Here is a 24,945-nt window from a genome sequence, read left to right as displayed (position 1 = left end):
GATCCGTCCAGTGAGGCGGAGAAGGAGGTCACCTGTTCTCGTGTCCTCAGACGAGCCCGGTACCCCCGGTCCAGCAGGCCAGTCCCGCGAGCTGTTGTCGTCGGCGGACGTCGGCCGCACCATCGCCCGGATGGCCCACCAGATCATCGAGAAGACCGCGTTCGGCTCGGCCGACGCCGCTCCGCTGGTTCTCGTGGGTATCCCCACTCGCGGTTCCACTCTCGCTACGCGCCTCGCGGCGCGGATCGAGGAGTACTCCGGACTCCGCCCGCCGGTCGGCTCTCTCGACATCACGCTCTACCGCGACGATCTGCGCAGCAAGCCCCATCGCGCGCTCGAGCGCACCTCGATGCCCGACACCGGTGTGGACGGCGCCCTCGTCGTGATCGTCGACGACGTGCTGTTCTCCGGCCGATCGGTGCGCGCCGCGCTCGACGCTCTCCGCGATCTCGGGCGTCCGCGGGCCGTGCAGCTCGCGGTGCTCATCGACCGCGGCCACCGCGAACTCCCGCTCCGCGCGGACTACGTGGGCAAGAACGTGCCGACCGCGCGCACCGAGGACGTCTCGGTGCTGCTCGACGAGCACGACGGTCGAGACGGGGTGGAGCTCTCGTGAGTGCCCGGCACCTGCTGTCGACGATGGACCTGAGCCGCGACGACGCCACCGACATCCTGGACGAGGCGGAGCGCTTCGAGCAGGCGCTGCTCGGCCGCGACGTGCGCAAACTCCCCACCCTGCGCGGCAAGACGGTCATGACCGTCTTCTACGAGAACTCGACGCGCACCCGGGTGTCGTTCGAGGTCGCGGGCAAGTGGATGAGCGCGGACGTCATCAACGTCAGCGCGAGCAGCTCCTCCGCGTCGAAGGGTGAGTCGCTGCGCGACACCGCCCTCACGCTGCGAGCGGCCGGCGCGGACGCCCTGATCGTGCGGCACCCCGCGTCCGGTGCGGCGCACCGCATCGCCCAGTGGACGGCCCTGTCCGACGGCTCGGGTCCGGCCGTGATCAACGCCGGCGACGGCACGCACGAGCATCCCACCCAGGCGCTGCTCGACGCGCTGACGCTGCGCCAGCGTCTCGGCGGAATCGAGGGCCGCCGCATCGCCATCGTCGGTGACGTCCTGCACAGCCGCGTCGCCCGGTCCAACGCGTTCCTGCTGGCCACGCTCGGTGCCGAGGTGGTGGTCGTCGCGCCGCGCACGCTGCTGCCGGTCGGCATCGAGACGTGGCCTGTCACCGTGGCACCGTCGCTCGACTCCGAGCTGCCGGCGCTCGACGCCGTCATGATGCTGCGCGTCCAGGCCGAACGCATGAACGGTGGCTTCTTCCCGTCGGCGCGGGAGTACTCCATCGGATACGGGTTGTCGCAGAAGCGGTTCGATCTGCTCCCCGACCACGCGGTGGTGCTGCACCCCGGTCCGATGCTCCGCGGCATGGAGATCGGCTTCTCGGTCGCCGACGCACCCGAGACCGCCGTCCTGCAACAAGTCCAGAATGGAGTGCACGTGCGTATGGCAGTGCTGTTCCGCCTGCTCATCGGGTCCGAGCCGACACCGGGACTCGCGCGATGAGCGGGACCGTGGTGCTGCGCTCGGTGCGCCCCTACGGCGAGGGTGATCCCGTGGACGTGGTGGTGTCGGGCGGTGTCATCGACGCGATCGGCGCGGACATCACCGTTCCCGACGGTGCCGAGATCGTGGACGGTGCCGGTGGCGTTCTGTTGCCCGGCTTCGTCGATCTGCACACCCATGTCCGGGAGCCGGGCCGCGAGGACACCGAGACCATCGAGACCGGTTCCGCCGCAGCAGCTCTCGGCGGATACACCGCCGTCTTCGCGATGGCGAACACCTCTCCGGTCGCGGACTCCGTGGTGGTCACCGACCACGTGTGGCGTCGCGGCCAGGAAATCGGGCTGGTCGACGTCCACCCCGTCGGCGCCGTCACCGTGGGCCTGCAGGGCAAGGCCCTGGCGGAGATGGCCACCATGAACGCCGGTGTCGGTGCGGTCCGGATGTTCTCGGACGACGGTCACTGCGTCGCCGACCCACTGCTGATGCGCCGTGCCCTCGAGTACGCGGCCGGCCTGGGAGTGCTCATCGCCCAGCACGCCGAGGAGCCGCGGCTCACCGAAGGTGCCGTCGCCCACGAGGGTCCGACCGCGGCGCGCCTGGGTCTCACCGGATGGCCCCGGTCCGCGGAGGAGTCCATCGTCGCCCGCGACGCGATCCTCGCGCGGGACGCGCGCAGCCGCGTCCACATCTGCCACGCCTCCACCGCCGGCACCGTGGAGCTCCTCGACTGGGCGAAGAAGCAGGGCATCGCCATCACGGCCGAGGTGACACCGCACCATCTGTTCCTGGACGACTCGCGTCTCGAGACCTACGACGCCGTGAACAAGGTGAACCCGCCGCTGCGGGAGGCCTCCGACGTCCAGGCACTCCGCGCGGCGTTGGCCTCGGGTGTCGTGGACTGCGTGGCCACCGATCACGCGCCGCACGCCGAGCAGGACAAGTGCTGCGAGTTCTCGCAGGCCCGGCCCGGCATGCTCGGTCTCGAGACCGCCCTGTCGGTGATCGTCACGACCATGGTGGAGACCGGTCTGCTCGACTGGCGCGGCGTCGCACGGGTCATGAGCGAGCGACCGGCGGAGATCGCCGGGCTCACCGACCAGGGTCGGCCCATCGCGGTCGGAGAGCCCGCCAACCTGACGATCGTCGACCCGGACGTCCGGTGGACCGTCGTCCCGAAGGATCTGGCCTCGCTGTCCGCCAACACCCCGTACGAGTCGCTCGAGCTGCCCGCGAAGGTCACCGCGACGCTGCTGCGCGGACGGATCACCAGCCGCGACGGAGTCGCGGCCGCGCCATCGGGAGGGATGAACTAGATGGACAGAGTGCTGTTGGTGGTCGGCTTCCTCGTGTTCTGGGTCGCCATGATCGGCCTGATCATCTGGGGCTGGAAGAACCGTCAGAAGCGTCAGGCCGACGCGATCGGAACCCTCCCGGCCGTGCCGGAGCAGCTCGGCGCCGTCGTCACCCCGGCCTGCACAGGTCTGTACGTGGGATCGACGTTGGCCCCGAGCTGGCAGAACCGGATCGCCGTGGGCGACATGGGCCATCGCGCCACCGGAACGCTGACGCGCTACGAGACGGGCATCCTGCTCGAGCGCACGGGGGAGTCCGACATCTGGATGCCCGCCGACTCGCTCCGCGCCGTGCGGACCGAGCGTGGCCTCGCCGGCAAGGTCATGACCAGGGACGGCCTGCTGGTCGTCCGCTGGGAACTGCCCACCGGCACCGAGATCGACACCGGCTTCCGAGCCGACGACAAGACGGTCTACCCGCAGTGGGTGGACGACACGAGCAGTGACGAGAAGGAGACCGCGTGAGCACCCAGGACGCCGCGGCACTGGTCCTCGAGGACGGGCGCATCTTCCGTGGCACCGCGTTCGGAGCCCGGGGTTCGACCCTGGGCGAGGCGGTGTTCTGCACCGGCATGACCGGCTACCAGGAGACGCTGACCGATCCGAGCTACCACCGCCAGATCGTGGTGGCCACGGCCCCGCAGATCGGCAACACCGGCTGGAACGGTGAGGACAACGAGTCCGTCGGACGCACCGGCGACGCCGACGACTCCCGTATGTGGGTCGCCGGGTTCGCTGTCCGCGACCCCAGCCGCCGCAGCTCGAGCTGGCGCTCGACCGGCACCCTGGGCGAGGAGATGGCGCGGCAGGACGTCGTCGGCATCGCCGAGATCGACACCCGCGCGCTGGTGCGGCACCTGCGCACCCGCGGGTCGATGAAGGCCGGCATCTTCTCCGGCGAGGCCCTCACCGACGTCGACGCGCTGATCGAGACCGTGCGCAGCCAGCCGAGCATGGTGGGTGCGGATCTGGCGGGCGAGGTGAGCACGACCGAGGGTTACACGGTCGACCCCGAGGGCGAGCCCCGGTACTCCGTCGTCGCGGTCGACCTCGGCATCAAGTCGAACACGCCACGCATGTTCGCGCAGAGGGGAATCCGGGTCCACGTGGTCCCCGCGAACGCCGACATCGACCAGGTGCGGGCACTCGGCGCGGACGGCGTGTTCCTGTCCAACGGACCGGGCGACCCGGCCACCGCGGACTCCGTGGTGCGGCTGACCGAGCAAGTGCTCGGTGACGGCACCCCGCTGTTCGGCATCTGCTTCGGTAACCAGATCCTCGGCCGCGCACTCGGCCGCTCCACCTACAAGATGACCTTCGGTCACCGGGGCATGAACATCCCGGTGATCGAACACGGCACGGGCCGCATCTCCATCACGGCCCAGAACCACGGGTTCGCGCTCGAGGGCGAGGCCGGCGAGGAGTTCGACACCCCGTTCGGCCGGGCGATCGTCAGCCACACGTGCGCGAACGACGGCACCGTCGAAGGTGTCCGCCTGCTCGACGACTCGGCGTTCTCGGTGCAGTACCACCCCGAGGCCGCGGCCGGTCCGCACGACGCCGAGTACCTCTTCGACCGTTTCCTGCAGCTCCTCGACAAGAAAGCCGGCCAGTAATGCCACGGCGCACAGACCTCCAGCACATCCTGGTCATCGGATCCGGACCGATCGTCATCGGTCAGGCCTGCGAGTTCGACTACTCCGGAACGCAGGCCTGCCGTGTGCTCCGCGAGGAGGGCCTGCGGGTCAGCCTCGTGAACTCGAACCCGGCGACAATCATGACGGACCCCGAGTTCGCGGACTCCACCTACGTCGAACCCATCACGGCGGAGTTCGTCGAGAAGGTCATCGCGAAGGAGAAGGCCGAGGGCCATCCCATCGATGCGGTGCTCGCCACCCTCGGCGGCCAGACGGCGCTCAACTGCGCGGTGGCGCTGCACGAGCAGGGGATCCTCGAGAAGTACGACGTCGAGCTCATCGGAGCCGACTTCGAGGCGATCCAGCGTGGTGAGGATCGCCAGAAGTTCAAGGACATCGTCGCGAAGGTCGGCGGCGAGAGTGCCCGGTCGCGTGTCTGTTACACGATGGCCGAGGTGCACGACACCGTTGCCGAACTCGGCCTGCCCGTCGTCATCCGGCCCAGCTTCACCATGGGCGGGCTCGGCTCCGGCATGGCGTACACGACCGAGGATCTCGAGCGTCTCGCCGGCGGCGGACTGGCCGCGTCGCCGTCCGCCAACGTGCTCATCGAGGAGTCCATCTACGGGTGGAAGGAGTACGAGCTCGAGCTGATGCGCGACAACCGCGACAACGTGGTGATCGTGTGTTCGATCGAGAACGTGGACCCGATGGGTGTGCACACGGGCGACTCCATGACGGTCGCTCCGGCGATGACGCTCACCGACCGCGAGTACCAGAAGATGCGCGATCTGGGCATCGCCATCCTCCGCGAGGTCGGCGTCGACACGGGCGGATGCAACATCCAGTTCGCGATCGATCCGAAGGACGGTCGTCTGATCGTCATCGAGATGAACCCGCGCGTCTCGCGGTCGAGTGCACTCGCCTCGAAGGCGACGGGATTCCCGATCGCCAAGATCGCGGCGAAGCTCGCGGTGGGGTACAGCCTCGACGAGATCGTCAACGACATCACGGGCGAGACACCGGCCTGTTTCGAGCCGACGTTGGACTACGTCGTCGTCAAGGCGCCGCGCTTCGCGTTCGAGAAGTTCCCGGGCGCCGACGCCACCCTCACGACGACGATGAAGTCGGTCGGCGAGGCGATGAGCCTGGGCCGCAACTTCACCGAGGCGCTCGGCAAGGTGCTGCGGTCGCTCGAGACCAAGGCCACCGGATTCTGGACCACGTCGGACGAGGTGCTGGCGGGGGACCGGGCGCACGATCTGCAGGCGGTGCTCGCCGACCTGAAGGTTCCCACCGAGGGACGCATCTACGACGCCGAGTTGGCGCTGCGCCTCGGCGGCACCGTCGAGGAGGTCGCCGCCGCGTCCGGTATCGACCCGTGGTTCATCGACGAGATCGCCGGTCTGGTGGAACTGCGGACCCGGCTGCTCGACGCTCCCGTCCTCGACGAGAACCTGCTGCGTCGGGCCAAGCACTCGGGCCTGTCCGATCGGCAGATCGCGGCACTGCGTCCCGAGCTCGCGGGCGAGGACGGGGTGCGCTCGCTGCGCCACCGGCTGGGAGTGCGGCCCGTCTTCAAGACCGTCGACACGTGCGCCGCGGAGTTCGAGGCGAAGACGCCGTACCACTACTCCACGTACGAGCTCGATCCCGGCGCGGAGACCGAGGTGGCCCCGCAGACCACGCTCGGCAAGGTGCTCATCCTGGGCTCCGGTCCCAACCGCATCGGCCAGGGCATCGAGTTCGACTACTCGTGCGTGCACGCGGCCACGACGCTCTCGGCCGCCGGCTACGAGACCGTGATGGTGAACTGCAACCCCGAGACCGTCTCCACCGACTACGACACGGCGGATCGTCTGTACTTCGAGCCGCTCACGTTCGAGGACGTGCTCGAGGTATACCTGGCGGAGAAGGAGTCGGGCGAGGGCGGACCCGGTGTCGTCGGTGTCCTCTGCCAGCTCGGTGGGCAGACGCCGCTCGGTCTCGCGCAGCGACTGCAGGACGCCGGTGTGCCGATCGTCGGCACGTCGCCCGAGGCGATCGACCTGGCGGAGGACCGCAAGGAGTTCGGTGAGGTGCTCGTCGCCGCCGGTCTGCCCGCGCCGAAGTTCGGCACGGCCACCACGTTCGACGGCGCGAAGCGCATCGCGAGCGAGATCGGCTACCCCGTGCTCGTGCGTCCGTCGTACGTGCTGGGCGGACGCGGCATGGAGATCGTCTACGACGAGGCGTCGCTGGACGACTACATCTCCCGCGCCACCGAGCTCACGCCGGAGCACCCCGTGCTGGTGGACCGGTTCCTCGAGGACGCGATCGAGATCGACGTCGACGCCCTGTGCGACGGCACCGAGGTCTACCTCGGCGGCGTCATGGAGCACATCGAGGAGGCGGGCATCCACTCCGGCGACTCCGCGTGCGCGCTGCCCCCGATCACGCTCGGCCGCACCGACATCGACGCGGTCCGCCGATCGACGGAGGCGCTCGCGTTCGGGATCGGGGTCCGCGGGCTGCTCAACGTGCAGTACGCCCTCAAGGACGACGTGCTCTACGTGCTCGAGGCCAACCCTCGTGCGAGCCGCACGGTGCCCTTCGTCTCCAAGGCCACGGCGGTGCCGCTCGCGAAGGCCGCGGCCCGGATCGCTCTGGGCGCCACCATCGCGGAGTTGCGGGCGGACGGCGTGTTGCCGCCCACCGGTGACGGCGGGCACGCTGCCTTCGATGCACCGGTCGCGGTCAAGGAGGCCGTGCTGCCCTTCAACCGGTTCCGCAAGGCGGACGGCAGTGGCGTCGACACCCTCCTGAGCCCCGAGATGAAGTCGACCGGCGAGGTCATGGGAATCGACGCGGACTTCGGTACCGCGTTCGCGAAGAGCCAGACCGCCGCGTACGGCTCGCTGCCGACGACGGGGTCGATCTTCGTGTCCATCGCGAACCGCGACAAGCGGTCGATGGTGTTCCCGGTCAAGCGGCTCGCCGATCTGGGCTTCCGCATCCTCGCGACCGAGGGAACGGCGGAGATGCTGCGCCGCAACGGCATCAGCAGCGACGTGGTGCGCAAGCACTCCGACGTGCTCGAGGACGGTGAGCGGACCATCGTGGACCTGATCCGCGAGGGGGAGGTCGACATGGTGTTCAACACACCGTTCGGCAACTCCGGCCCGCGGGTCGACGGGTACGAGATCCGCAGCGCCGCGGTGGCGCGCAACATCCCGTGCATCACCACCGTGCAGGGTGCCGCGGCCGCGGTGCAGGGGATCGAGGCGAGCATCCGCGGCGACATCGGGGTGCAGTCGCTCCAGGATCTGCACAGCTCGCTGACGACGTACCTGCGAGCGGGCACCGGGCCGACGGCCACGACCGACCCGGTCACCCCTCGGTGACCGGTAGTCCGGAGGCCGGGGTGTGGCGCAGGAAGCTGACCGCGGCCGTCCGGTCGCGGGGACGCCTGTGTGTCGGCATCGATCCGCACTCCGCGATCCTCGCGTCGTGGGGCCTCGACGACACCGTGGCGGGCCTCGACCGCTTCGCGCGGCTCTGCGTCGAGGCGTTCGCGTCGGACATCGGGGTGGTCAAGCCGCAGGTGGCGTTCTTCGAGCGCTTCGGGTCCGGTGGACTCGCCGTGCTCGAGCGGACCATCGTCGATCTGCGTGCGGCGGGCGTGCTCGTCGTCGCGGACGCGAAGCGTGGGGACATCGGGTCCACGTCGGAGGCGTACGCCCGGGCGTGGCTGGACCCGTCCTCACCACTCGCCTCGGACGCCGTGACGGTCTCGCCCTACCTCGGGGTGGGTGCGCTGACGCCGTTCGTCGAGCAGGCGACTGAGCACGGTTGCGGCCTGTTCGTGCTCGCACGCACGTCGAATCCCGAGGGCGCGGCGCTGCAACAGGCGGTCACCGCCACCGGTGCGAGTGTCGCGCAGGCCGTGGTCGACGAGGCCGCGGCGGTCAACGCGCGGGCGAACGACGACGTCATGGGTCTCGTGGTGGGTGCGACACGCGGACACGGGCTCGATCTGCGGACGTTCTCGGGGCCGATCCTCGCGCCCGGACTCGGCGCCCAGGGTGCCACCGCGCAGGACCTGCCCTCCCTGTTCCAGGGTTCGTCAGAGTTGTTGCTGCCCAACTCTTCCCGCGACGTCCTACGACACGGACCGGACGTGGCCGCTCTACGGGAGGCGGCGATCGTCGCTCGCGACACCGTCGAGAACGCCCTCGCATAGACCACCATCGCGGCGACACGGCGGCGGGGGGCAAGTTCGCAATCGGCGCCCTGCCCGGGTACGGTCGCTATCGCCGCTGGTCAATCCGGTGGCAGTGACTGGATGTACCAGAACGGCCGGCTCGCGCACATCGCGTGACGCGGGTACGGAATGCACTTCTCGACAGAGATTCACCGATGAGACGGAGGAACCGTGGCCCTTCCCCAGTTGACCGATGAGCAGCGCGCTGCTGCCTTGGAGAAGGCGGCACAAGCTCGTCGTGTCCGGGCTGAGCTCAAGGAACGCCTCAAGCGCGGCGGCACCGACCTCAAGCAGGTCCTCAAGGACGCCGAAGAGGACGAGATCCTCGGCAAGATGAAGGTGTCCGCACTGCTCGAGGCTCTGCCCAAGGTCGGCAAGGTCAAGGCTCAGGAGATCATGACCGAGCTGGAGATCGCACCCACCCGCCGCCTGCGCGGACTGGGCGATCGTCAGCGCAAGGCGCTTCTCGCCAGGTTCGACTTCGAGGCCTGACAGCGACGTGTCGACCGACAACGAGTCGACGGCAGTGTCGAGCGAGGACTCCTCGCTCAGGAAGGGCCGGCTGGTGGTACTGGCCGGCCCTTCCGCCGTCGGTAAGTCCAGTGTGGTCGCGAAGGTGCGTCAGCAGCTTCCCGATCTGTACTTCAGCGTGTCGGCGACGACGCGCGATCCCCGCCCCGGCGAGGTGCACGGACAGGACTACCGGTTCGTGGACGCAGCGGAGTTCGATCGCATGATCGAGGCCGGTGATCTCCTCGAATGGGCGGAGATCCACCGTGGCCTGCACCGCAGCGGTACGCCCGCCGAGCCCGTGCGTCGCGCGCTCGCCTCCGGTGAGCCGGTACTCCTCGAGGTGGATCTGCAGGGTGCGCGCGCGGTCCGTGCCGCCGCCCCGGAGGCTCTGCTCGTGTTTCTCGCGCCGCCCTCCTGGGACGTGCTGGTGGGTCGGCTCACCGGCCGCGGCACCGAACCGCAAGACGTCATCGAGCGTCGGCTCGAGACCGCGCGCGAGGAACTGGCGGCCTCCGACGAGTTCGACACGGTCATCGTGAACGACGATGTCGACCGAGCGTGCGCGGAGTTGGTATCCTTGTTGGTCGGTGGCGTCCCGAACGGTGAGTTCGGGACCGCGTGACCGCACAGGTAACACCAGTTTTCTCTTCCGAGGCATCCGCCCCGGTGAATCTTCAGGAGCATTTGTGAGTAGTCCCTTGGCGAACGTGTCCGATTCCTTCTCCCGTATCGACGTGGCGACGTACGACACCCCGCTGGGCATCACCAACCCGCCCATCGACGAGCTGCTGGACCGGACGTCGTCGAAGTACGCGCTGGTCATCTACGCCGCCAAGCGCGCGCGTCAGATCAACGACTACTACAACCAGCTCGGTGACGGCATCCTCGAGTACGTCGGCCCCCTCGTCGAACCGGGTCTGCAGGAGAAGCCGCTGTCCATCGCCATGCGCGAGATCCACGCCGACCTTCTCGAGCACGTCGAAGGGGAGTGAGTTCCCTGTCTCCCTCGGACACGACGACACGGCGTCACGTCGTGGTCGGTGTCGGGGGAGGGATCGCCGCGTACAAGGCGTGCGGGCTGATCCGCCACTTCACCGAGGCGGGTGACGACGTCCGCGTCGTCCCCACCGAGTCGGCGCTGCAGTTCGTCGGCCGGGCGACCTTCGAGGCGTTGTCGGGCAACCCGGTGCACACCGGAGTGTTCGCCGACGTGCCGGAGGTACCGCACGTCCGCCTCGGTCAGAACGCCGATCTCGTCGTCGTCGCCCCGGCCACGGCCGACCTGCTGTCGCGGGCCGCTGCCGGACGCGCCGACGACCTGTTGACGGCGACGTTGCTCACCGCGCGGTGCCCGATCGTGTTCGCGCCGGCCATGCACACCGAGATGTGGGACCACCCCGCGACCGTCGAGAACGTCGCGACGTTGCGTCGGCGCGGTGTCACGGTGATCGAGCCGGCCTCGGGTCGGCTCACCGGCAAGGACACCGGAGCGGGCCGTCTGCCCGAGCCGGACGAGATCGCCGGCATCGCCGAGCTGCTGCTCGAGCGACCCGATGCGCTGCCTCGTGACCTCGAGGGGCGGCGCGTCGTCGTCTCCGCCGGCGGCACGCGCGAGCCGTTGGACCCGGTGCGGTTCCTCGGCAACCGCAGCTCCGGCAAGCAGGGTTATGCGCTCGCGCGGGTCGCCGCCCAGCGCGGTGCCGACGTGCTGCTGATCTCCGGCTACACCAGCGACCTGTCCGCTCCTGCCGGTGTCCGCGTCGAGACGGTCCGCACCGCCGAGGACATGCGCACCGCGGTCACGGCCGCCGCCGTCGGTGCCGACGCCGTGATCATGGCCGCCGCCGTCGCCGATTTCCGGCCGACGACGCTCGCCACCAGCAAGATCAAGAAGGGTGCCGACGAGCCGGACACCATCCCGCTCACGCGCAACGCCGACATCCTGGCCGGCCTCGTCGCGGCACGCGATGCCGGTGACCTGGCCGCCGACGCCGCGATCGTCGGCTTCGCGGCCGAGACCGGCGACCAGCACGGCGACGTGCTGACGCACGCCCGCGCCAAGCTGGCACGCAAGAAGTGCGACCTCCTGGTTGTGAATGCGGTCGGTGAGGGTAAAGCATTCGAGATGGACGACAACGACGGCTGGATCCTGTCCGCGGACGGGACCGAGCTGGCGCTCGAACACGGATCGAAGGCGCTCATGTCGTCTCGTGTGATCGATGCGTTGGTGCCCCTGTTGCGCGTGCGTCAACCGTCACCGACGTCGCAGGAGTGTACGAGCGCCGACGACTCGCGGTGACCCGCAGTACTCGAGACGTCGGTGGCTCCGTCTATCGTCGACTGGCGTCTCGGGGAGCGGTTCGATCATGTCGACACATTCATGCGTGTACGAGAGGAAACATCTGTGAGCACGTCCGCCAGTCGGCTCTTCACCAGCGAGTCCGTCACCGAGGGTCATCCCGACAAGATCTGTGACGCCATCAGCGACTCCATCCTGGATGCGCTCCTGACCGACGATCCGCGCGCACGCGTCGCCGTCGAGACCCTGGTGACCACCGGGCAGGTTCACGTCGCCGGTGAGGTCAACACCACCGCGTACGCCGACATCCCGCACATCGTGCGCGAGAAGGTACTCGAGATCGGCTACGACTCGTCGGCCAAGGGCTTCGACGGCAACTCCTGTGGGGTCAACGTCGCCATTGGCGCGCAGTCGCCCGAGATCGCCCAGGGCGTCGACAACTCGCACGAGTCCCGCGTCGAGGGTCTGACCGACGACGAGATCGACCGTCAGGGTGCGGGCGACCAGGGCCTGATGTTCGGCTACGCCATCAAGGACACGCCCGAGCTCATGCCGCTGCCGATCGCACTGGCGCACCGGCTGTCGCGTCGCCTCACCGAGGTGCGCAAGACCGAGGTGCTGCCGTACCTGCGTCCCGACGGCAAGACCCAGGTCACCATCGAGTACGAGGGCAACAAGGCCGTTCGCCTCGACACCGTGGTCATCTCCACCCAGCACGCGGCCGACATCGATCTCGACAACATGCTGACCCCGGACATCCGGACCCATGTCCTCGAGGCCGTACTGGCCGAGCTCGGGCACGACTCGCTCGACACCTCGTCGGTACGCCTGCTCGTCAACCCCACCGGCAAGTTCGTCCTCGGCGGGCCGATGGGCGACGCCGGCCTGACCGGTCGCAAGATCATCGTCGACACCTACGGCGGCTGGGCCCGCCACGGCGGCGGCGCGTTCTCGGGCAAGGATCCGTCGAAGGTCGACCGCAGCGCTGCGTACGCGATGCGGTGGGTGGCCAAGAACGTCGTGGCCGCAGACCTCGCAGAACGAGTCGAGGTGCAGGTCGCCTACGCCATCGGCAAGGCCGCTCCCGTCGGTCTCTTCGTCGAGACGTTCGGATCCGAGAACGTGGATCCGCTCAAGATCCAGTCCGCCATCACCGACGTGTTCGACCTGCGTCCCGGCGCGATCATCCGTGATCTGGACCTGCTGCGTCCGATCTACGCGCCCACCGCGGCGTACGGCCACTTCGGCCGCACGGACATCGATCTGCCGTGGGAGAACACCGACCGTGCCGAGAAGTTGCGGTCCGCCGCAGGTCTGTGACGTCTCGCTCCACTTCGTGATCATCGTCTGAAAGGGGTCGGTCGGTGAGTGCCACCGCATCCGGTGTGCGCTCACCGGCCCCCACCCGGCCCATTGCCCGCGTGCTTCCCATGCTCGCGTTGTCCCACCTCGATCGCGATTTCGACTACGTCGTCCCCGCCGAACTCGATGCCGTGGCGCAACCCGGTGTGCGTGTGCGCGTCCGCTTCGCCGGGCGTCTGGTCGACGGGTTCCTGCTCGCCCGCCTCGACACCAGCGACCATCCGGGGAAGCTCGGCTTCCTCGACAAGGTGGTCTCCGCCGAGCCGGTGCTCGGTCCCGAACTGCTCGGTCTCGTCGACGCCGTCGCCACGCGCTACGCCGGCACCCGTCCGGACGTTCTTCGTCTCGCGGTTCCACCCCGACACGCGCGGGTGGAGAACGAATCTCTCGCCTCCGGTGCGCAGTCGATCCCCGTCCTTCGCCGCGACGAGTGGTCCGCGTACCGGCACGGCGCCGAGTTCCTCGACGCGCTCGGCGGCGGTCGGGCGCCGCGGGCGGTCTGGCAGGCGTTGCCGGGGGAGGACTGGGCGGCCCGGCTCGCCGACCTGGCAGCCGTGGCCGTGTCGTCGGGACGGGGAGCCGTTCTCGTCGTCCCGGACCAGCGCGATCTCGATCGCGTGGACACGGCCTGCCGAGCCGTCCTCGACGACGACGCGGTGGTCGCGCTCGCCGCGGGGCTCGGTCCCGCAGAACGCTACCGACGGTGGCTCGCCGCCGCTCGTGGCCGCGCTCGCGTCGTGATCGGCACGCGCAGCGCCGTCTTCGCCCCGGTGCACGACCCGGGACTGATGGTGGTCTGGGACGACGGCGACGACTCGTTGTCGGAGCCGCGTGCGCCGTACCCCCACGCCCGCGAGGTCGCGTTGCTGCGTGCACACCGAGCCGGGTGCGCCGCCGTGGTGGGCGGTTTCTCCCGGACGGCGGAGGCACAGGCTCTGGTCGAGACGGGGTGGGCACACGATCTCGTGGCCACCCGTGACACCGTCCGCGGGCGCGTTCCACGGGTCACCGCTCTCGCGGACAGCGACCACGCGCTCGCCCGCGACCCCGGAGCGCGCGCGGCGCGACTTCCGGCGATCGCCTTCGCGGCGGCCCGAGCGTCGCTCACCGCCGGGCACCCCGTGCTGGTGCAGGTCCCGCGGCGCGGGTACGTGCCCTCCCTCGCCTGCTCCAAGTGCAGGACGCCCGCCCGGTGCCGACGGTGCCACGGACCCCTGGCGCTGCCGTCCGCGCCCGGTGCCGACGGCGCGGGCAGCCCCACGTGCAAGTGGTGCGGCACCGCCGACCCGTCGTACTCGTGCCCCACGTGCGGTTCACGAGCGCTGCGCGCCGTCGTGGTCGGCGCAGGACGGACCGCCGAGGAGCTGGGCCGGGCGTTCAGCGGCGTCCCCGTGCGACAGTCCGGCGGCACCTCGGTGCTCGACACGGTGCCGGCCGGCCCGGCCATCGTCGTGTCCACCGTGGGCGCCGAACCCGTCGCGGACGGCGGCTACGGTGCCGCGCTGCTGCTGGACGGGTGGGCGCTGCTGGGTCGAGCGGATCTGCGCGCCGCAGAGCAGACCCTTCGCCGCTGGATGGCCGCCGCCACCCTCGTGCGCCCGTCGGCCGAGGGCGGTGAGGTGGTCGTGGTCGCCGATTCGGGACTTCCCACCGTGCAGGCATTGGTGCGGTGGGACCCCGTCGGTCACGCGCGCACCGAACTCTCCGAACGCACCGAGGTCGGGTTTCCACCCGCAGTGCACATCGCCGCCGTGGACGGCACCACCGAATCGCTGCGCGCCCTGCTGGACTCGGCGCGGCTCCCGGACGACGCCGTCACGCTGGGACCCGTGGACCTGCCACCCGGCGAGCGGCTGCCGTTCGGCAGCGAGATCGACGCCGACTCGTCCGCGCCCGTCGAGCGGATGCTGGTCCGCGTCCCGCGATCGTCCGGTGCCGCCCTCTCACGCGCACTCGGTGAGGCACGGGCCGTGGTGGGGGCGAAGAAGACCGCGTCGGCGCTGCGAATCCAGGTCGACCCGCTCCGCATAGGGTGAACGGCGTGCGCCTCGTCTTCGCCGGTACTCCCGACCCCGCTCTCCCGTCGCTGCGGCGACTGCTCGACTCCTCCCGTCACGAGGTGGTCGGTGTGCTCACCCGACCCGACACGGTGGCCGGTCGAGGGCGCAAGGTCGTGCGATCGCCCGTTGCGATGCTGGCCGACGAGCACGGCATCCCGGTGCTGCAGCCCGCGAAGCCGTCCGACCCCGAGGCGATGGCCGCGCTCCGCGATCTGGAACCGGACTGCTGTCCCGTCGTCGCCTACGGCGCGCTGCTGCCACAGCCCGTGCTCGACATTCCGCGACACGGCTGGATCAATCTGCACTTCTCCCTGCTGCCGGCCTGGCGTGGGGCCGCGCCGGTGCAGGCCGCGATCGCCGCGGGTGACGAGGTCACCGGCGCGTCGACGTTCCTCCTCGAGCAGGGGCTGGACACCGGTCCGGTGTACGGCGTCGTGACCGAGAGGGTGCGCCCCACGGACACCGCCGGGGATCTGTTGACCCGGCTCGCGGACAGCGGGAGCCAGTTGCTCGCGTCCACCCTCGACGGGATCGACGACGGTGCACTGCAGGCGGTTCCCCAGTCGGGCGACGGCGTGTCACACGCGCCCAAGGTGACCGTGGAATCGGCCCGCATCGACTTCGGTCGCCCGGCGCACCTGATCGACCGGCACGTCCGGAGTGTGACACCGGCACCCGGAGCGTGGACCGAGATCGGCGACGTCCGCGTCAAGATCGGTCCGGTGACGATCACCGACGAGGAGCTCGAACCCGGGCGCGTCGAGGTACGGAAGAAGGCGGTCCTGGTGGGTACCGCGACGGCGGCCGTGTCGCTCGGGCTCGTGCAGCCGCACGGCAAGAAGCAGATGGCAGCGACCGACTGGGCGCGCGGCGCCCGCGATGTGAACGGAGCGACTGCACGATGAGCGGTGAGCAGACACCGGGGTCCGGCGGTCCTCGTAAGCGTGGCGGGAAGGCCGGCGGGAAGGCCGGAGGCCGGCCGAGTGAGAGCGGGAAGGCCGGCGGCCGGCCGGATGGCGGGAAGGCCGGAGGCCGGCCGGCAGTGGCCGGGGGTTCGAGCAAGGCCGGTGGTCGGTCCGGGAATTCGCGTCCGAAGCAGCCGGGTCGCCCCGATCCCGCCGAGGCGGGGTCGGACCCCGCACGGATCGCGGCACGGGACGTCCTGCGCGCGGTGCGGGAACGTGACGCGTACGCGAACCTGGTGCTTCCGGGTCTGCTCCGGGATCGCCGGTTGAACGAGCGTGATGCCGCCCTCGCGACGGAGTTGGCCTACGGCGCGGCCCGCGCGCAGGGGGTGCTGGACGCGGTCGTCGAGCACGCGGCCTCGCGTCCGGTGTCGGACATCGACGGTCGACTGCTGGACGTCATCCGGCTCGGTGCGTACCAGTTGCTGCGCACGCGGGTCGCCCCGCACGCGGCGGTGGCGACGTCGGTCGACCTGGTGCGCAGCGAGGCCGGGCAGGGGCAGGCAGGGTTCGTCAACGCCGTGTTGCGCCGGGTCTCCGAGCGCACGGAAGCAGAGTGGATCGAGTTGCTGGCTCCCGACGCGGAGCGAGATCCGGTGGGTCACTCGGCGTTCCGGCACGCACATCCCGCCTGGATCGCACAGGCGTTCAACGACGCGTTGGGAGCGGATGCTGCGGAGCTGGACGAGGCGCTCGCCGCCGACGACGCCCGCCCGCTGGTGCACCTGGTGGCGCGGCCCGGCGAGATCTCGGCAGACGAGCTCGCGTCGATCACCGGCGGTGAGCCCGGACCGTGGTCGCCCTATGCGGTGCATCTGGACAGTGGCGGCGATCCGGGTCGTCTCGACGCCGTGCGTGAGGGGCTGGCCGGCGTCCAGGACGAGGGCAGTCAGCTGGTCGCTCGGGCTCTCACGCTCGCGGAGCTCGACGGGCCGGACGCAGGTCGGTGGCTGGATCTGTGCGCCGGCCCCGGCGGCAAGGCTGCGCTGCTCGGCGCCATCGCGGCGATCGACGGTGCGACGGTCGATGCCGTGGAACCGTCCGAGCATCGAGCCGACCTGGTGCGCAAGACGGTGCGGGATCTCCCGGTCACCGTGCACGCGGTGGACGGTCGCGCGAGCGGACTGGACGCGGGATACGACCGCGTCCTCGTCGACGCACCCTGCACCGGTCTGGGTGCACTCCGTCGTCGACCCGAGGCGCGGTGGCGTCGTCAGGCGAGCGACGTGGCGGGTCTGGTGACGTTGCAACGCGAGTTGCTCGCGGCAGCAGTGGAGCTGGTGCGGCCGGGCGGAGTCGTCGTCTACTCGACGTGTTCGCCGCATCTGTCCGAGACGGTCGGCGTCGTGGCCGATGCGGTCCGACGTCACGGTCTGACCGCGCTCGACACCGCGACGCTCGCGCCCGGCGTGCCGCGGGCGGCCTCGGGAACGTCTGTGCAGCTGTGGCCGCACCGGCACGGAACGGACGCGATGTTCTTCGCTGCGCTGCGCAAGGATGCCTCCTGACCGCGCTCGTTACCGGTCGGCAACGACTCGCGGGTACAACAGGAACGTGACTCCGCGACTCCTTCGACACCGCACGGCCGGGGCAGCGGTGGCCGCCCTCGCCTCGGTCGCGGTGCTGGGTGGCTGCTCGCTGTCCCCGTCGGTGACGGCAGGGACGGCCTCGGCGCGGACCGCCGACGCGGAGCGGGTGGTCGCGGCAGAGTCGGAGTGGAGCGCGGTCCGTGTGTCGGTGATCGGCGACTCGTTCTCCGCCGGCTCCATGAACGACGTGGTCTGGCCGGACGTCCTGGCGGAGGAACACGGATTCGAGGTGACCAACGCGAGCCTGGGCGGCGCCGGCTACGAGGCGGGCGACGACTATCTCGGCACCTTCGCGGACCAGGTCGCCTATGCCACCGAGGAGAACCCGACGGTCATCCTCGTGGTCGGCAGCGAGAACGACGTCGACGCGGATCCGGCGGACGTGCTCGCCGACGCCACCGACCTGTACGCGTCGCTGCGCGAGCGCTCACCCGAGGCCCGCATCGTCGTCATCGGACCGATCTGGAGCGGGGAGCCGGTGAGCGAGGAGATGTGGGACGTGGACGCCGCGGTCTCCGCTGCCGCGGTGTCGGCCGGGCTGGACTACGTCGACGCGCTGCCGCAGGAGTGGCTGGCCGACCCGCTGATCATCCAGGACGACGGTGATCACCCGACCGACGAGGGTCAGTACCTCCTCGCCGGCCACATCGACGACGCTCTGATGCAGGTGGATCCGGACCTACTAGGCTGATCGCCCGTGGCCCCGACTCCGCAGCACCCGATGATCGCACCGTCTATCCTGTCCGCCGATTTCGCGCGGCTCGCCGACGAGGCCGCGGCCGTCGCGGGCAGCGACTGGCTGCACGTCGACGTGATGGACGCGCACTTCGTCCCGAATCTCACCCTGGGTCTGCCCGTGGTGGAGAGCCTGCTGAAGGCGACCGACATCCCGCTCGACTGCCACCTCATGATCGAGGACCCCGCCCGCTGGGCGCCGCCCTACGCCGAGGCCGGCGCGTACAACGTGACGTTCCACGCCGAGGCCACCGACGATCCGCGCGCCGTCGCCCGCGACATCCGGGCGGCGGGCGCGAAGGCCGGGCTGTCGGTCAAGCCCGGTACCCCGATCGAGCCGTACCTGGAGGTCCTGAAGGACTTCGACACGCTGTTGATCATGAGCGTCGAACCGGGATTCGGCGGCCAGAGCTTCATGCCGGAGGTGCTGGACAAGGCTCGCGCCGTCCGCCGGCTGGTCGATTCGGGTGAACTGACGCTGGTGATCGAGATCGACGGCGGCATCAACGCCGACACCGTGGAGCAGGCCGCTGCCGCGGGCATCGACTGCTTCGTCGCGGGCTCGGCGGTGTACTCGACCAGTGACCCCGCGGGTGCCGTGCGTTCGCTGCGTGAGTCCGCCGCGAGCGCGTCGCCCCACCTGTCCGGCCGGTGACCGGGAGCCTCGACCCGATCGATGCCGCGATGCGGCGGGCGATCGAGGCATCGGTCGCGGCGCGCGGTGTCAGCACTCCCAATCCTCCCGTCGGCGCCGTCGTCCTGGACCGGGACGGGCTGGTGGTCGGAGTCGGCGCCACCGCGGCACCGGGCGGCCCCCACGCGGAGATCGCCGCGCTAGCGCAGGCGGGCGAGCGAGCGCGCGGCGGCACCGCCGTGGTGACGCTGGAGCCGTGCGACCACACGGGACGCACGGGTCCGTGCTCGCAGGCGCTGCTGCGCGCGGGTGTCGTCCGCGTCGTGCACGCGCTCGGCGATCCGAACCCGCTGGCGGCAGGCGGCGCGGAGACTCTGCGCGGTGCCGGCGTCGAGGTACGGTCCGGCGTTCTCGCCGATCTCGCCGAGGCCGGGCCGATGCGTGCCTGGCTGCATCGGCAGCGCACCGGGCGCCCGATGCTCACGTGGAAGTACGCCGCCACGCTCGACGGCCGCACCGCGGCGCCGGACGGCACCAGCCGCTGGATCACGGGGGAGATCGCTCGCGCACACGTCCACGCCGAGCGCGCGCGGATCGATGCGGTGGTGGTCGGTACCGGGACCGTGCTCGCCGACGATCCGGTGTTGACGGCGCGACTGCCCGACGGGTCGCTCGCTGCGCACCAGCCGGTGCGCGTGGTCGTCGGGCTGCGCGACATCCCTGCCGGGTCTCGGATCCTCGACGACTCCGCCCCCACCCGCGTCGTGCGGACCCGCGACCCGTTCGCGGTGATGGAGGCCCTCGCGGATCTGACCGACGTGGTGCTGGAGGGCGGATCGACGCTCACCGGAGCGTTCCTGTCGGCGGGCCTGGTCGACCGCGTCACGGCGTACCTCGCCCCTGTCGCGCTGGGCGAGGGTCCGACCGCCGTGCGGGGGACGGGTGTCGGAACAATTGCCGATGCGATGAGGTTTCGACGAGAGTCGGTGGAGACGCTGGGCGACGATCTGCTCGTCCGACTCGCTCCGCTACGGTCGTCCGACCACTGAGCCGAACAGAGATCACTGCACCAGCTGGTGCCGAGAGGATGACGAGCATGTTCACCGGAATCGTCGAGGAACTGGGCAGCGTCACCGCCAAGGAGGATCTGGCGGACGCGGCTCGCTTCACCGTGCGTGGCCCGCTGGTCACCTCCGATGCGTCGCACGGGGACTCGATCGCCGTGAACGGTGTGTGCCTCACCGTCGTCGAGGTCGCGGACGGCGCGTTCACGGCCGACGTGATGCAGGAGACACTGAACCGTTCGTCACTGCAGTCCCTGGCCGTGGGGTCACCGGTCAACCTCGAGCGTGCCGCCTCGCTCGCGTCGCGGCTCGGTGGGCATCTCGTCCAGGGCCACGTCGACGGGACCGGGGTGGTGCTCTCGCGCACCCCGTCGGACAACTGGACCGTGGTACGCATCTCGCTGCCCCGTGACATCGCGCGATACGTCGTGCACAAGGGGTCCATCACGGTCGACGGAGTGTCGCTGACGGTGTCCGCACTGGGCGGCGAGAAGGACGATCAGTACTTCGAGATCTCCCTGATTCCTACCACCCTGTCGCTCACCACACTGGGCGAGGCGGAGGCGGGAACGCAGGTCAACCTCGAGGTCGACGTGATCGCCAAGTACGTCGAGCGGCTGCAGAAGGTCGACTGAACATCGGCCCCCGCAGCGGGGGTCGTAGTCTTGAGAACACAGGATCTGCCCGACACTGCGGGCAGCAGACGTGGGGAGCGCACGGCGTGACCAGGTTCGACACCATCGAGCGCGCTGTCGCCGACATCGCCGCCGGCAAGGCCGTCGTCGTCGTCGACGACGAGGACCGCGAGAACGAGGGCGATCTCATCTTCGCCGCAGAGAAGGCCACACCCGAGCTGGTGGCCTTCATGGTGCGGTACACCTCGGGATACCTCTGCGTTCCGCTGTCGGGTGAGGACTGCGATCGCCTCGGACTGCCTCCCATGTACTCCACGAACCAGGACAAGCACGGCACCGCGTACACCGTGACCGTCGACGCTCGCGTCGGTATCGGTACGGGCATCTCGGCATCGGACCGCGCGGCGACCATGCGTCTGCTCGCGGACCCCGACACCGGTGCGAACGACTTCACCCGTCCCGGTCACGTCGTCCCGTTGCGGGCGAAGGAAGGTGGCGTGCTGCGCCGCCCCGGCCACACCGAGGCCGCGGTCGACCTCGCCCGGATGGCGGATCTACGCCCGGCCGGCGTCATCTGCGAGATCGTGTCGCAGAAGGACGAGGGCGAGATGGCCCGCACGGACGAGCTCCGTGTCTTCGCCGACGACCACGACCTCGCGCTCATCTCCATCGCCGACCTGATCGCGTGGCGACGCAAGCACGAGAAGCACGTGGTGCGCATCGCCGAAGCGCGCATCCCGACGGCGCACGGCGAGTTCCGTGCGGTGGGCTACCAGAGCGTCTACGAGGACGTCGAACACGTGGCGCTGGTGCGCGGCGACATCGCCGGGCCCGACGGCGACGGCAGCGACGTACTGGTCCGCGTCCACTCCGAGTGTCTGACCGGGGACGTGTTCGGCTCGCTGCGCTGCGACTGCGGTCCGCAGCTGGACGCGGCGCTCGACATGGTGGCGCAGGAGGGTCGCGGAGTGGTGCTCTACATGCGCGGTCACGAGGGCCGTGGCATCGGCCTGCTGCACAAGTTGCAGGCCTACCAGCTGCAGGACGCCGGCACCGACACCGTCGACGCCAACCTCGCGCTCGGCCTGCCCGCCGACGCGCGGGACTACGGCATCGGAGCGCAGATCCTCGTCGACCTGGGCATCTCGTCGATGCGTCTGCTGACCAACAACCCGGCCAAGCGGGTCGGCCTCGACGGCTACGGCCTGCACATCACCGAGCGGGTGCCGATGCCGCTGCGTGCCAACGCAGAGAACCTCACCTACCTGCGTACCAAGCGTGACCGGATGGGCCACGACCTCGTCGGACTGGACGATTTCGAGACGCCGGTGGTCACCCCCGACGCGGGCGGCCTCTGATGAGCGGCGAGGGCGAACCGGTCCTGCAGCTCTCGGGCGCCGAGGACCTCGAGGTCGCGATCGTCGCGGGCCAGTGGCACGAGAAGGTCAGCACGGCACTCGTGGACGGCGCACTCCGCAAGGCCGACGAGGTGGGACTGCGGAACGTGACTCTCGTGCGTGTCGCCGGAGCCATCGAGATCCCCGTGGTCGCACAGCAGCTCGCCCGAACCCACGACGCGGTGGTCGCTCTGGGCGTCGTGATCCGGGGCGGGACACCGCACTTCGAGTACGTGTGCGACGCCGTGACCGCCGGGCTGACCCGAGTGTCGCTGGACGAGTCCACCCCGGTCACCAACGGAGTACTCACCGTGAACGACGAGCAGCAGGCACTCGATCGCGCAGGTCTTCCCGGGTCCAAGGAGGACAAGGGTGCGCAGGCCGTCGCGGCGGCCGTCGACACGGCGCTGACGCTGAAGGGCCTGCGTCACGGGAGTCCGTCGTGACCGACACAGCGAGTCAGCAGTGGGAACTCGAGGCGCGGCCGCGCAAGAGCGCGAAATACGCCGTCGGTGTCGCCGCTCTCCTCGTCATCGTGCACACCACCCTGGGGATTCTGCTGCGGACCGGCAACACCGGCGTGTTCTTCCAGCGCGTGGACCAGTTCGCCATGATCGCCATCGGGTGTGGCATGGCGGCGGGCGTGCTGTTGCTGACTCGTCCGCGGATCAAGGTCGGTGCGCAGGGCGTGCTGGTGCGCAACCTCGTCACCGAGAAACTGATTCCGTGGGACCTCGTGCGCGGCTTGTCCTTCTCGCCCGGATCGAGCTGGGCTCGCGTGGAACTGCCGGACGACGAGTACGTTCCGGTCATGGCGATCCAGTCCAACGATCGCGAGTACGCGGTGCACGCCGCGCGTACGTTCCGGTCTCTCGAGCAGAAGTACGCCGCAGCGAGCTGACCGAGGTCACTCGATCCCGTCTCCCATGACGACACCCTCGCGTCGAGGATCGGCACCGCCGATCCAGCCGTCGGCCGTTCGGACCAGGGCGCTCGAGCCGCTGGACTGATCGGCCACCGACACCTGGTGGCCCATCGCCCGCAGAGCCGACACCAGCAGATCCGCGGCACCGTCGTTCTGCGCGTCGATGTTCGGATGCTCGCCGCCCACGTTCGTCGTCGGCGCGTTGGCCGCACCCACGTTGACGGCGGACACGGCCTGCTGCGGATCGAGACCCCAGTCGAGCATGCCGACGAGGTTCTTCACGACGAACTGGATGATGACCGAACCGCCGGGTGATCCGGTCACCAGCCGCACGTCACCCCGCGCACCGTCGTCCCCACGGTCGAACACGATCGTCGGCGCCATGGAACTGCGGGGACGCTTGCCGGGCTCCACGCGGTTGGCCACGGGTACCCCGTCGGGCCCCTCGGGTGCGGCCGAGAAGTCGGTCAGCTGGTTGTTGAGGAGGAAGCCGTTCGTCATGTGGAAGGAGCCGAACGCCGACTCCACCGTGGTGGTCATCGACGCGACGTTCCCCGCGCTGTCCACGATGCTGAGGTGACTGGTCCCTGCCTCCGGTCCGGCGTAGCTGCTCAGGGGTATCGGACCGAAGTCGCCCGGCTGAGCCGTGCCCATGCTGCGGGCGGGATCGATCACGCGGGCGCGCTGCTCGAGGTAGTCCGGATCGAGTAGCTCGGCGGGGCTGCCACCGGGCAGGGGGATGTAGTCGGGATCGGCGACGTACTTGTCGCGGTCGGCGTACGCGAGGCGCTCCGCCTCGGCGATGAGATGGACGCCCTCCGCGTCGGGGACTCCACCGTCGGCATCGGGGGAGGCGGGTGCGTACTGCCCCATGTCGAAGTGGGACAGGATGCCCATCGTGGACGCGACCGCGATACCGCCCGACGACGGGCCCGGCATGCCGCACACGTCCGTGTCGCGGTACGGCACGCACACCGCGTCCCGCTCCTTCGCCTCGTATCCGGCGAGGTCGTCGAGTGTCAGCCGGCCGGGGGTGCGCCCGCCCGTCGTGTCCGCCGTCGCGTCGACGATGGACTGCGCCAGCGCACCGGTGTAGAACGCGTCGGCACCCTCGGTGGCGATCGCGCCGAGCGTCTTGGCCATCGCGGGGTTCGTCAGCGTCGTCCCCGCCGCCTTCGGGCTGCCGTCCGGCTCGAGGAAGTAGTCACGCGAGGCGGGGTCCAAAGCGAGTTTCGGCGCCGAGTCCGCGATGGACGACGCCATCCGCGGACTGATCTCGAAGCCGTCGTCGGACAGCGCGATGGCCGGATCGAACAGTGACCGCCACTCCTTGCTCCCGTGATCGCGGTGGACGTCGTCCAGCATGCGCACGACGCCGGGAACGCCGATCGCGCGGCCGCTCGATCGGGCATCGGGCTTCGGCACGGACAGATCGGCGGGCGCACCGGGGGCAGCCGTGTCGTCCACGAAGCGCAGATAATTCGCGGAGGCAGAGGCGGGAGCCGTCTCACGGCCGTCGTAGGCACGCAGAGTCCTCGACTCGGCGTCGTAGTAGAGGAGGAAGGCGCCGCCGCCGATACCGGAGCTCTGCGGCTCGACCAGTCCGAGCACCGTCTGCGCCGCGACCAGCGCGTCGGCCGCGGTCCCGCCGTCGCGCAGCACCTCGCACGCCGCCTCCGTCGACACCGGGTTGGCGGTCGACACCGCGTACGTGGCGGTGCGCACCGCGGTCATTCCGGTGCGGTAGCCGGTGGCGACCTCCGGCGCTCCGTCCGGTCCCGTGCCCGCGTCCGCGGTGACGGGGGTGCCGCCTCCGCCCGCGACGCACGAGGGGGTCGAGCCGGAAGCGTCGTCACCGCTGCCCGAGGAGCAGGACACGGCGGTGAGGGCGACGACGGCCGCGAGGGCGAGAGGACGAGTCAGTGATCGGCGGGAAGTCACCGATCCATGACACCGCGTCCTG

At 70.2% G+C, this 24,945-nt stretch carries 23 protein-coding genes; 22 read left to right on the top strand and 1 reads right to left on the bottom strand.

Annotation, left to right across the window (positions count from 1 at the left end):
- The first annotated feature begins 40 nt into the window (after positions 1-40).
- The 22 genes from pyrR to HQ314_RS01205 all read left to right on the top strand — a co-directional run bounded on the left by pyrR (position 41) and on the right by HQ314_RS01205 (position 22,958).
- Positions 41-616: a bifunctional pyr operon transcriptional regulator/uracil phosphoribosyltransferase PyrR gene (gene pyrR, locus HQ314_RS01310; protein WP_027505255.1), complete on the top strand. Its 576-nt coding sequence runs from the start codon at positions 41-43 to the stop codon at positions 614-616.
- A complete protein-coding gene (locus tag HQ314_RS01305) occupies positions 613-1,572 on the top strand; it encodes an aspartate carbamoyltransferase catalytic subunit (protein ID WP_308115639.1) in 960 nt (319 codons plus the stop codon). Before pyrR ends, HQ314_RS01305 begins: the two co-directional genes overlap by 4 nt.
- Positions 1,569-2,885 (top strand): dihydroorotase, encoded by a 1,317-nt coding sequence (locus tag HQ314_RS01300; protein WP_222649038.1) that lies wholly within the window; start codon positions 1,569-1,571, stop codon positions 2,883-2,885. Before HQ314_RS01305 ends, HQ314_RS01300 begins: the two co-directional genes overlap by 4 nt.
- Positions 2,886-3,389 carry a hypothetical protein gene (locus tag HQ314_RS01295; RefSeq protein ID WP_027505258.1) on the top strand — a complete coding sequence of 168 codons (504 nt, stop codon included), beginning with the start codon at positions 2,886-2,888 and terminating at the stop codon, positions 3,387-3,389.
- Complete coding sequence (gene carA, locus HQ314_RS01290) at positions 3,386-4,540, top strand: glutamine-hydrolyzing carbamoyl-phosphate synthase small subunit (RefSeq protein WP_027505259.1); 1,155 nt, start codon at positions 3,386-3,388, stop codon at positions 4,538-4,540. The genes HQ314_RS01295 and carA overlap by 4 nt, the downstream gene beginning before the upstream one ends.
- A complete protein-coding gene (carB, locus tag HQ314_RS01285; protein WP_051613218.1) occupies positions 4,540-7,944 on the top strand; it encodes a carbamoyl-phosphate synthase large subunit in 3,405 nt (1,134 codons plus the stop codon). The genes carA and carB overlap by 1 nt, the downstream gene beginning before the upstream one ends.
- Positions 7,941-8,783 (top strand): orotidine-5'-phosphate decarboxylase, encoded by an 843-nt coding sequence (gene pyrF / locus HQ314_RS01280; RefSeq protein WP_308119182.1) that lies wholly within the window; start codon positions 7,941-7,943, stop codon positions 8,781-8,783. The genes carB and pyrF overlap by 4 nt, the downstream gene beginning before the upstream one ends.
- A 192-nt stretch (positions 8,784-8,975) precedes the next feature.
- Positions 8,976-9,296 carry an integration host factor, actinobacterial type gene (gene mihF / locus HQ314_RS01275; protein ID WP_027505261.1) on the top strand — a complete coding sequence of 107 codons (321 nt, stop codon included), beginning with the start codon at positions 8,976-8,978 and terminating at the stop codon, positions 9,294-9,296.
- 73 nt (positions 9,297-9,369) lie between these two features.
- The gene (gmk, locus tag HQ314_RS01270; protein WP_222649491.1) at positions 9,370-9,939 is read left to right on the top strand and encodes a guanylate kinase; all 570 of its coding nucleotides are present in this window, start codon (positions 9,370-9,372) and stop codon (positions 9,937-9,939) included.
- 64 nt (positions 9,940-10,003) lie between these two features.
- On the top strand, positions 10,004-10,309 hold the full coding sequence (gene rpoZ, locus HQ314_RS01265; RefSeq protein WP_027505263.1) for a DNA-directed RNA polymerase subunit omega: 306 nt from the start codon (positions 10,004-10,006) through the stop codon (positions 10,307-10,309).
- Positions 10,306-11,616, top strand: a complete 1,311-nt coding sequence (coaBC, locus tag HQ314_RS01260; RefSeq protein WP_056444715.1) for a bifunctional phosphopantothenoylcysteine decarboxylase/phosphopantothenate--cysteine ligase CoaBC — start codon at positions 10,306-10,308, stop codon at positions 11,614-11,616. Before rpoZ ends, coaBC begins: the two co-directional genes overlap by 4 nt.
- 105 nt (positions 11,617-11,721) lie before the next feature.
- The gene (gene metK, locus HQ314_RS01255; RefSeq protein ID WP_027505264.1) at positions 11,722-12,936 is read left to right on the top strand and encodes a methionine adenosyltransferase; all 1,215 of its coding nucleotides are present in this window, start codon (positions 11,722-11,724) and stop codon (positions 12,934-12,936) included.
- Between the two features lie 110 nt (positions 12,937-13,046).
- Positions 13,047-15,014 carry a primosomal protein N' gene (locus HQ314_RS01250; protein WP_222649490.1) on the top strand — a complete coding sequence of 656 codons (1,968 nt, stop codon included), beginning with the start codon at positions 13,047-13,049 and terminating at the stop codon, positions 15,012-15,014.
- A gap of 5 nt (positions 15,015-15,019) precedes the next feature.
- A complete protein-coding gene (gene fmt / locus HQ314_RS01245; RefSeq protein ID WP_222649036.1) occupies positions 15,020-15,943 on the top strand; it encodes a methionyl-tRNA formyltransferase in 924 nt (307 codons plus the stop codon).
- A complete protein-coding gene (locus HQ314_RS01240) occupies positions 15,940-17,511 on the top strand; it encodes an RsmB/NOP family class I SAM-dependent RNA methyltransferase (protein WP_222649035.1) in 1,572 nt (523 codons plus the stop codon). Before fmt ends, HQ314_RS01240 begins: the two co-directional genes overlap by 4 nt.
- A gap of 46 nt (positions 17,512-17,557) precedes the next feature.
- Positions 17,558-18,283, top strand: coding sequence for an SGNH/GDSL hydrolase family protein (locus HQ314_RS01235; RefSeq protein ID WP_162246764.1), 726 nt, complete (start codon positions 17,558-17,560; stop codon positions 18,281-18,283).
- Positions 18,284-18,313: 30 nt separating this feature from the next.
- On the top strand, positions 18,314-18,982 hold the full coding sequence (rpe, locus tag HQ314_RS01230) for a ribulose-phosphate 3-epimerase (RefSeq protein WP_056444707.1): 669 nt from the start codon (positions 18,314-18,316) through the stop codon (positions 18,980-18,982).
- A gap of 29 nt (positions 18,983-19,011) precedes the next feature.
- Complete coding sequence (gene ribD / locus HQ314_RS01225; RefSeq protein ID WP_222649489.1) at positions 19,012-20,010, top strand: bifunctional diaminohydroxyphosphoribosylaminopyrimidine deaminase/5-amino-6-(5-phosphoribosylamino)uracil reductase RibD; 999 nt, start codon at positions 19,012-19,014, stop codon at positions 20,008-20,010.
- A 47-nt stretch (positions 20,011-20,057) separates the two neighbouring features.
- Positions 20,058-20,660 (top strand): riboflavin synthase, encoded by a 603-nt coding sequence (locus tag HQ314_RS01220; protein ID WP_027505271.1) that lies wholly within the window; start codon positions 20,058-20,060, stop codon positions 20,658-20,660.
- 86 nt (positions 20,661-20,746) lie between these two features.
- The gene (locus tag HQ314_RS01215) at positions 20,747-22,018 is read left to right on the top strand and encodes a bifunctional 3,4-dihydroxy-2-butanone-4-phosphate synthase/GTP cyclohydrolase II (RefSeq protein WP_051613220.1); all 1,272 of its coding nucleotides are present in this window, start codon (positions 20,747-20,749) and stop codon (positions 22,016-22,018) included.
- Positions 22,018-22,503 (top strand): 6,7-dimethyl-8-ribityllumazine synthase, encoded by a 486-nt coding sequence (gene ribH / locus HQ314_RS01210; protein ID WP_027505272.1) that lies wholly within the window; start codon positions 22,018-22,020, stop codon positions 22,501-22,503. The genes HQ314_RS01215 and ribH overlap by 1 nt, the downstream gene beginning before the upstream one ends.
- Complete coding sequence (locus tag HQ314_RS01205; RefSeq protein ID WP_027505273.1) at positions 22,500-22,958, top strand: PH domain-containing protein; 459 nt, start codon at positions 22,500-22,502, stop codon at positions 22,956-22,958. The genes ribH and HQ314_RS01205 overlap by 4 nt, the downstream gene beginning before the upstream one ends.
- Positions 22,959-22,964: 6 nt before the next feature.
- Here the strand turns inward: HQ314_RS01205 and HQ314_RS01200 are convergent, their stop codons facing one another.
- Complete coding sequence (locus tag HQ314_RS01200; protein ID WP_308119181.1) at positions 22,965-24,923, bottom strand: gamma-glutamyltransferase family protein; 1,959 nt, start codon at positions 24,921-24,923, stop codon at positions 22,965-22,967.
- Positions 24,924-24,945: the final 22 nt, after the last annotated feature.

It is taken from the genome of Rhodococcus sp. BP-332 (assembly GCF_019836065.1).
Taxonomy (GTDB): Bacteria; Actinomycetota; Actinomycetes; order Mycobacteriales; family Mycobacteriaceae; genus Rhodococcoides.
Note: the sequence above shows the minus strand (reverse complement) of the source record. Positions and strands in the feature narration are given on the sequence as shown.

What these genes read in the sequence shown, in the direction of transcription:
- HQ314_RS01300 (WP_222649038.1), top strand. Translation starts at nt 1,569, where the DNA reads ATGAGCGGGACCGTGGTGCTGCGCTCGGTGCGCCCCTACGGCGAGGGT.
- HQ314_RS01295 (WP_027505258.1), top strand. Translation starts at nt 2,886, where the DNA reads ATGGACAGAGTGCTGTTGGTGGTCGGCTTCCTCGTGTTCTGGGTCGCC.
- carB (WP_051613218.1), top strand. Translation starts at nt 4,540, where the DNA reads ATGCCACGGCGCACAGACCTCCAGCACATCCTGGTCATCGGATCCGGA.
- HQ314_RS01250 (WP_222649490.1), top strand. Translation starts at nt 13,047, where the DNA reads ATGCTCGCGTTGTCCCACCTCGATCGCGATTTCGACTACGTCGTCCCC.
- HQ314_RS01240 (WP_222649035.1), top strand. Translation starts at nt 15,940, where the DNA reads ATGAGCGGTGAGCAGACACCGGGGTCCGGCGGTCCTCGTAAGCGTGGC.
- rpe (WP_056444707.1), top strand. Translation starts at nt 18,314, where the DNA reads ATGATCGCACCGTCTATCCTGTCCGCCGATTTCGCGCGGCTCGCCGAC.
- ribD (WP_222649489.1), top strand. Translation starts at nt 19,012, where the DNA reads ATGCGGCGGGCGATCGAGGCATCGGTCGCGGCGCGCGGTGTCAGCACT.
- HQ314_RS01220 (WP_027505271.1), top strand. Translation starts at nt 20,058, where the DNA reads ATGTTCACCGGAATCGTCGAGGAACTGGGCAGCGTCACCGCCAAGGAG.
- ribH (WP_027505272.1), top strand. Translation starts at nt 22,018, where the DNA reads ATGAGCGGCGAGGGCGAACCGGTCCTGCAGCTCTCGGGCGCCGAGGAC.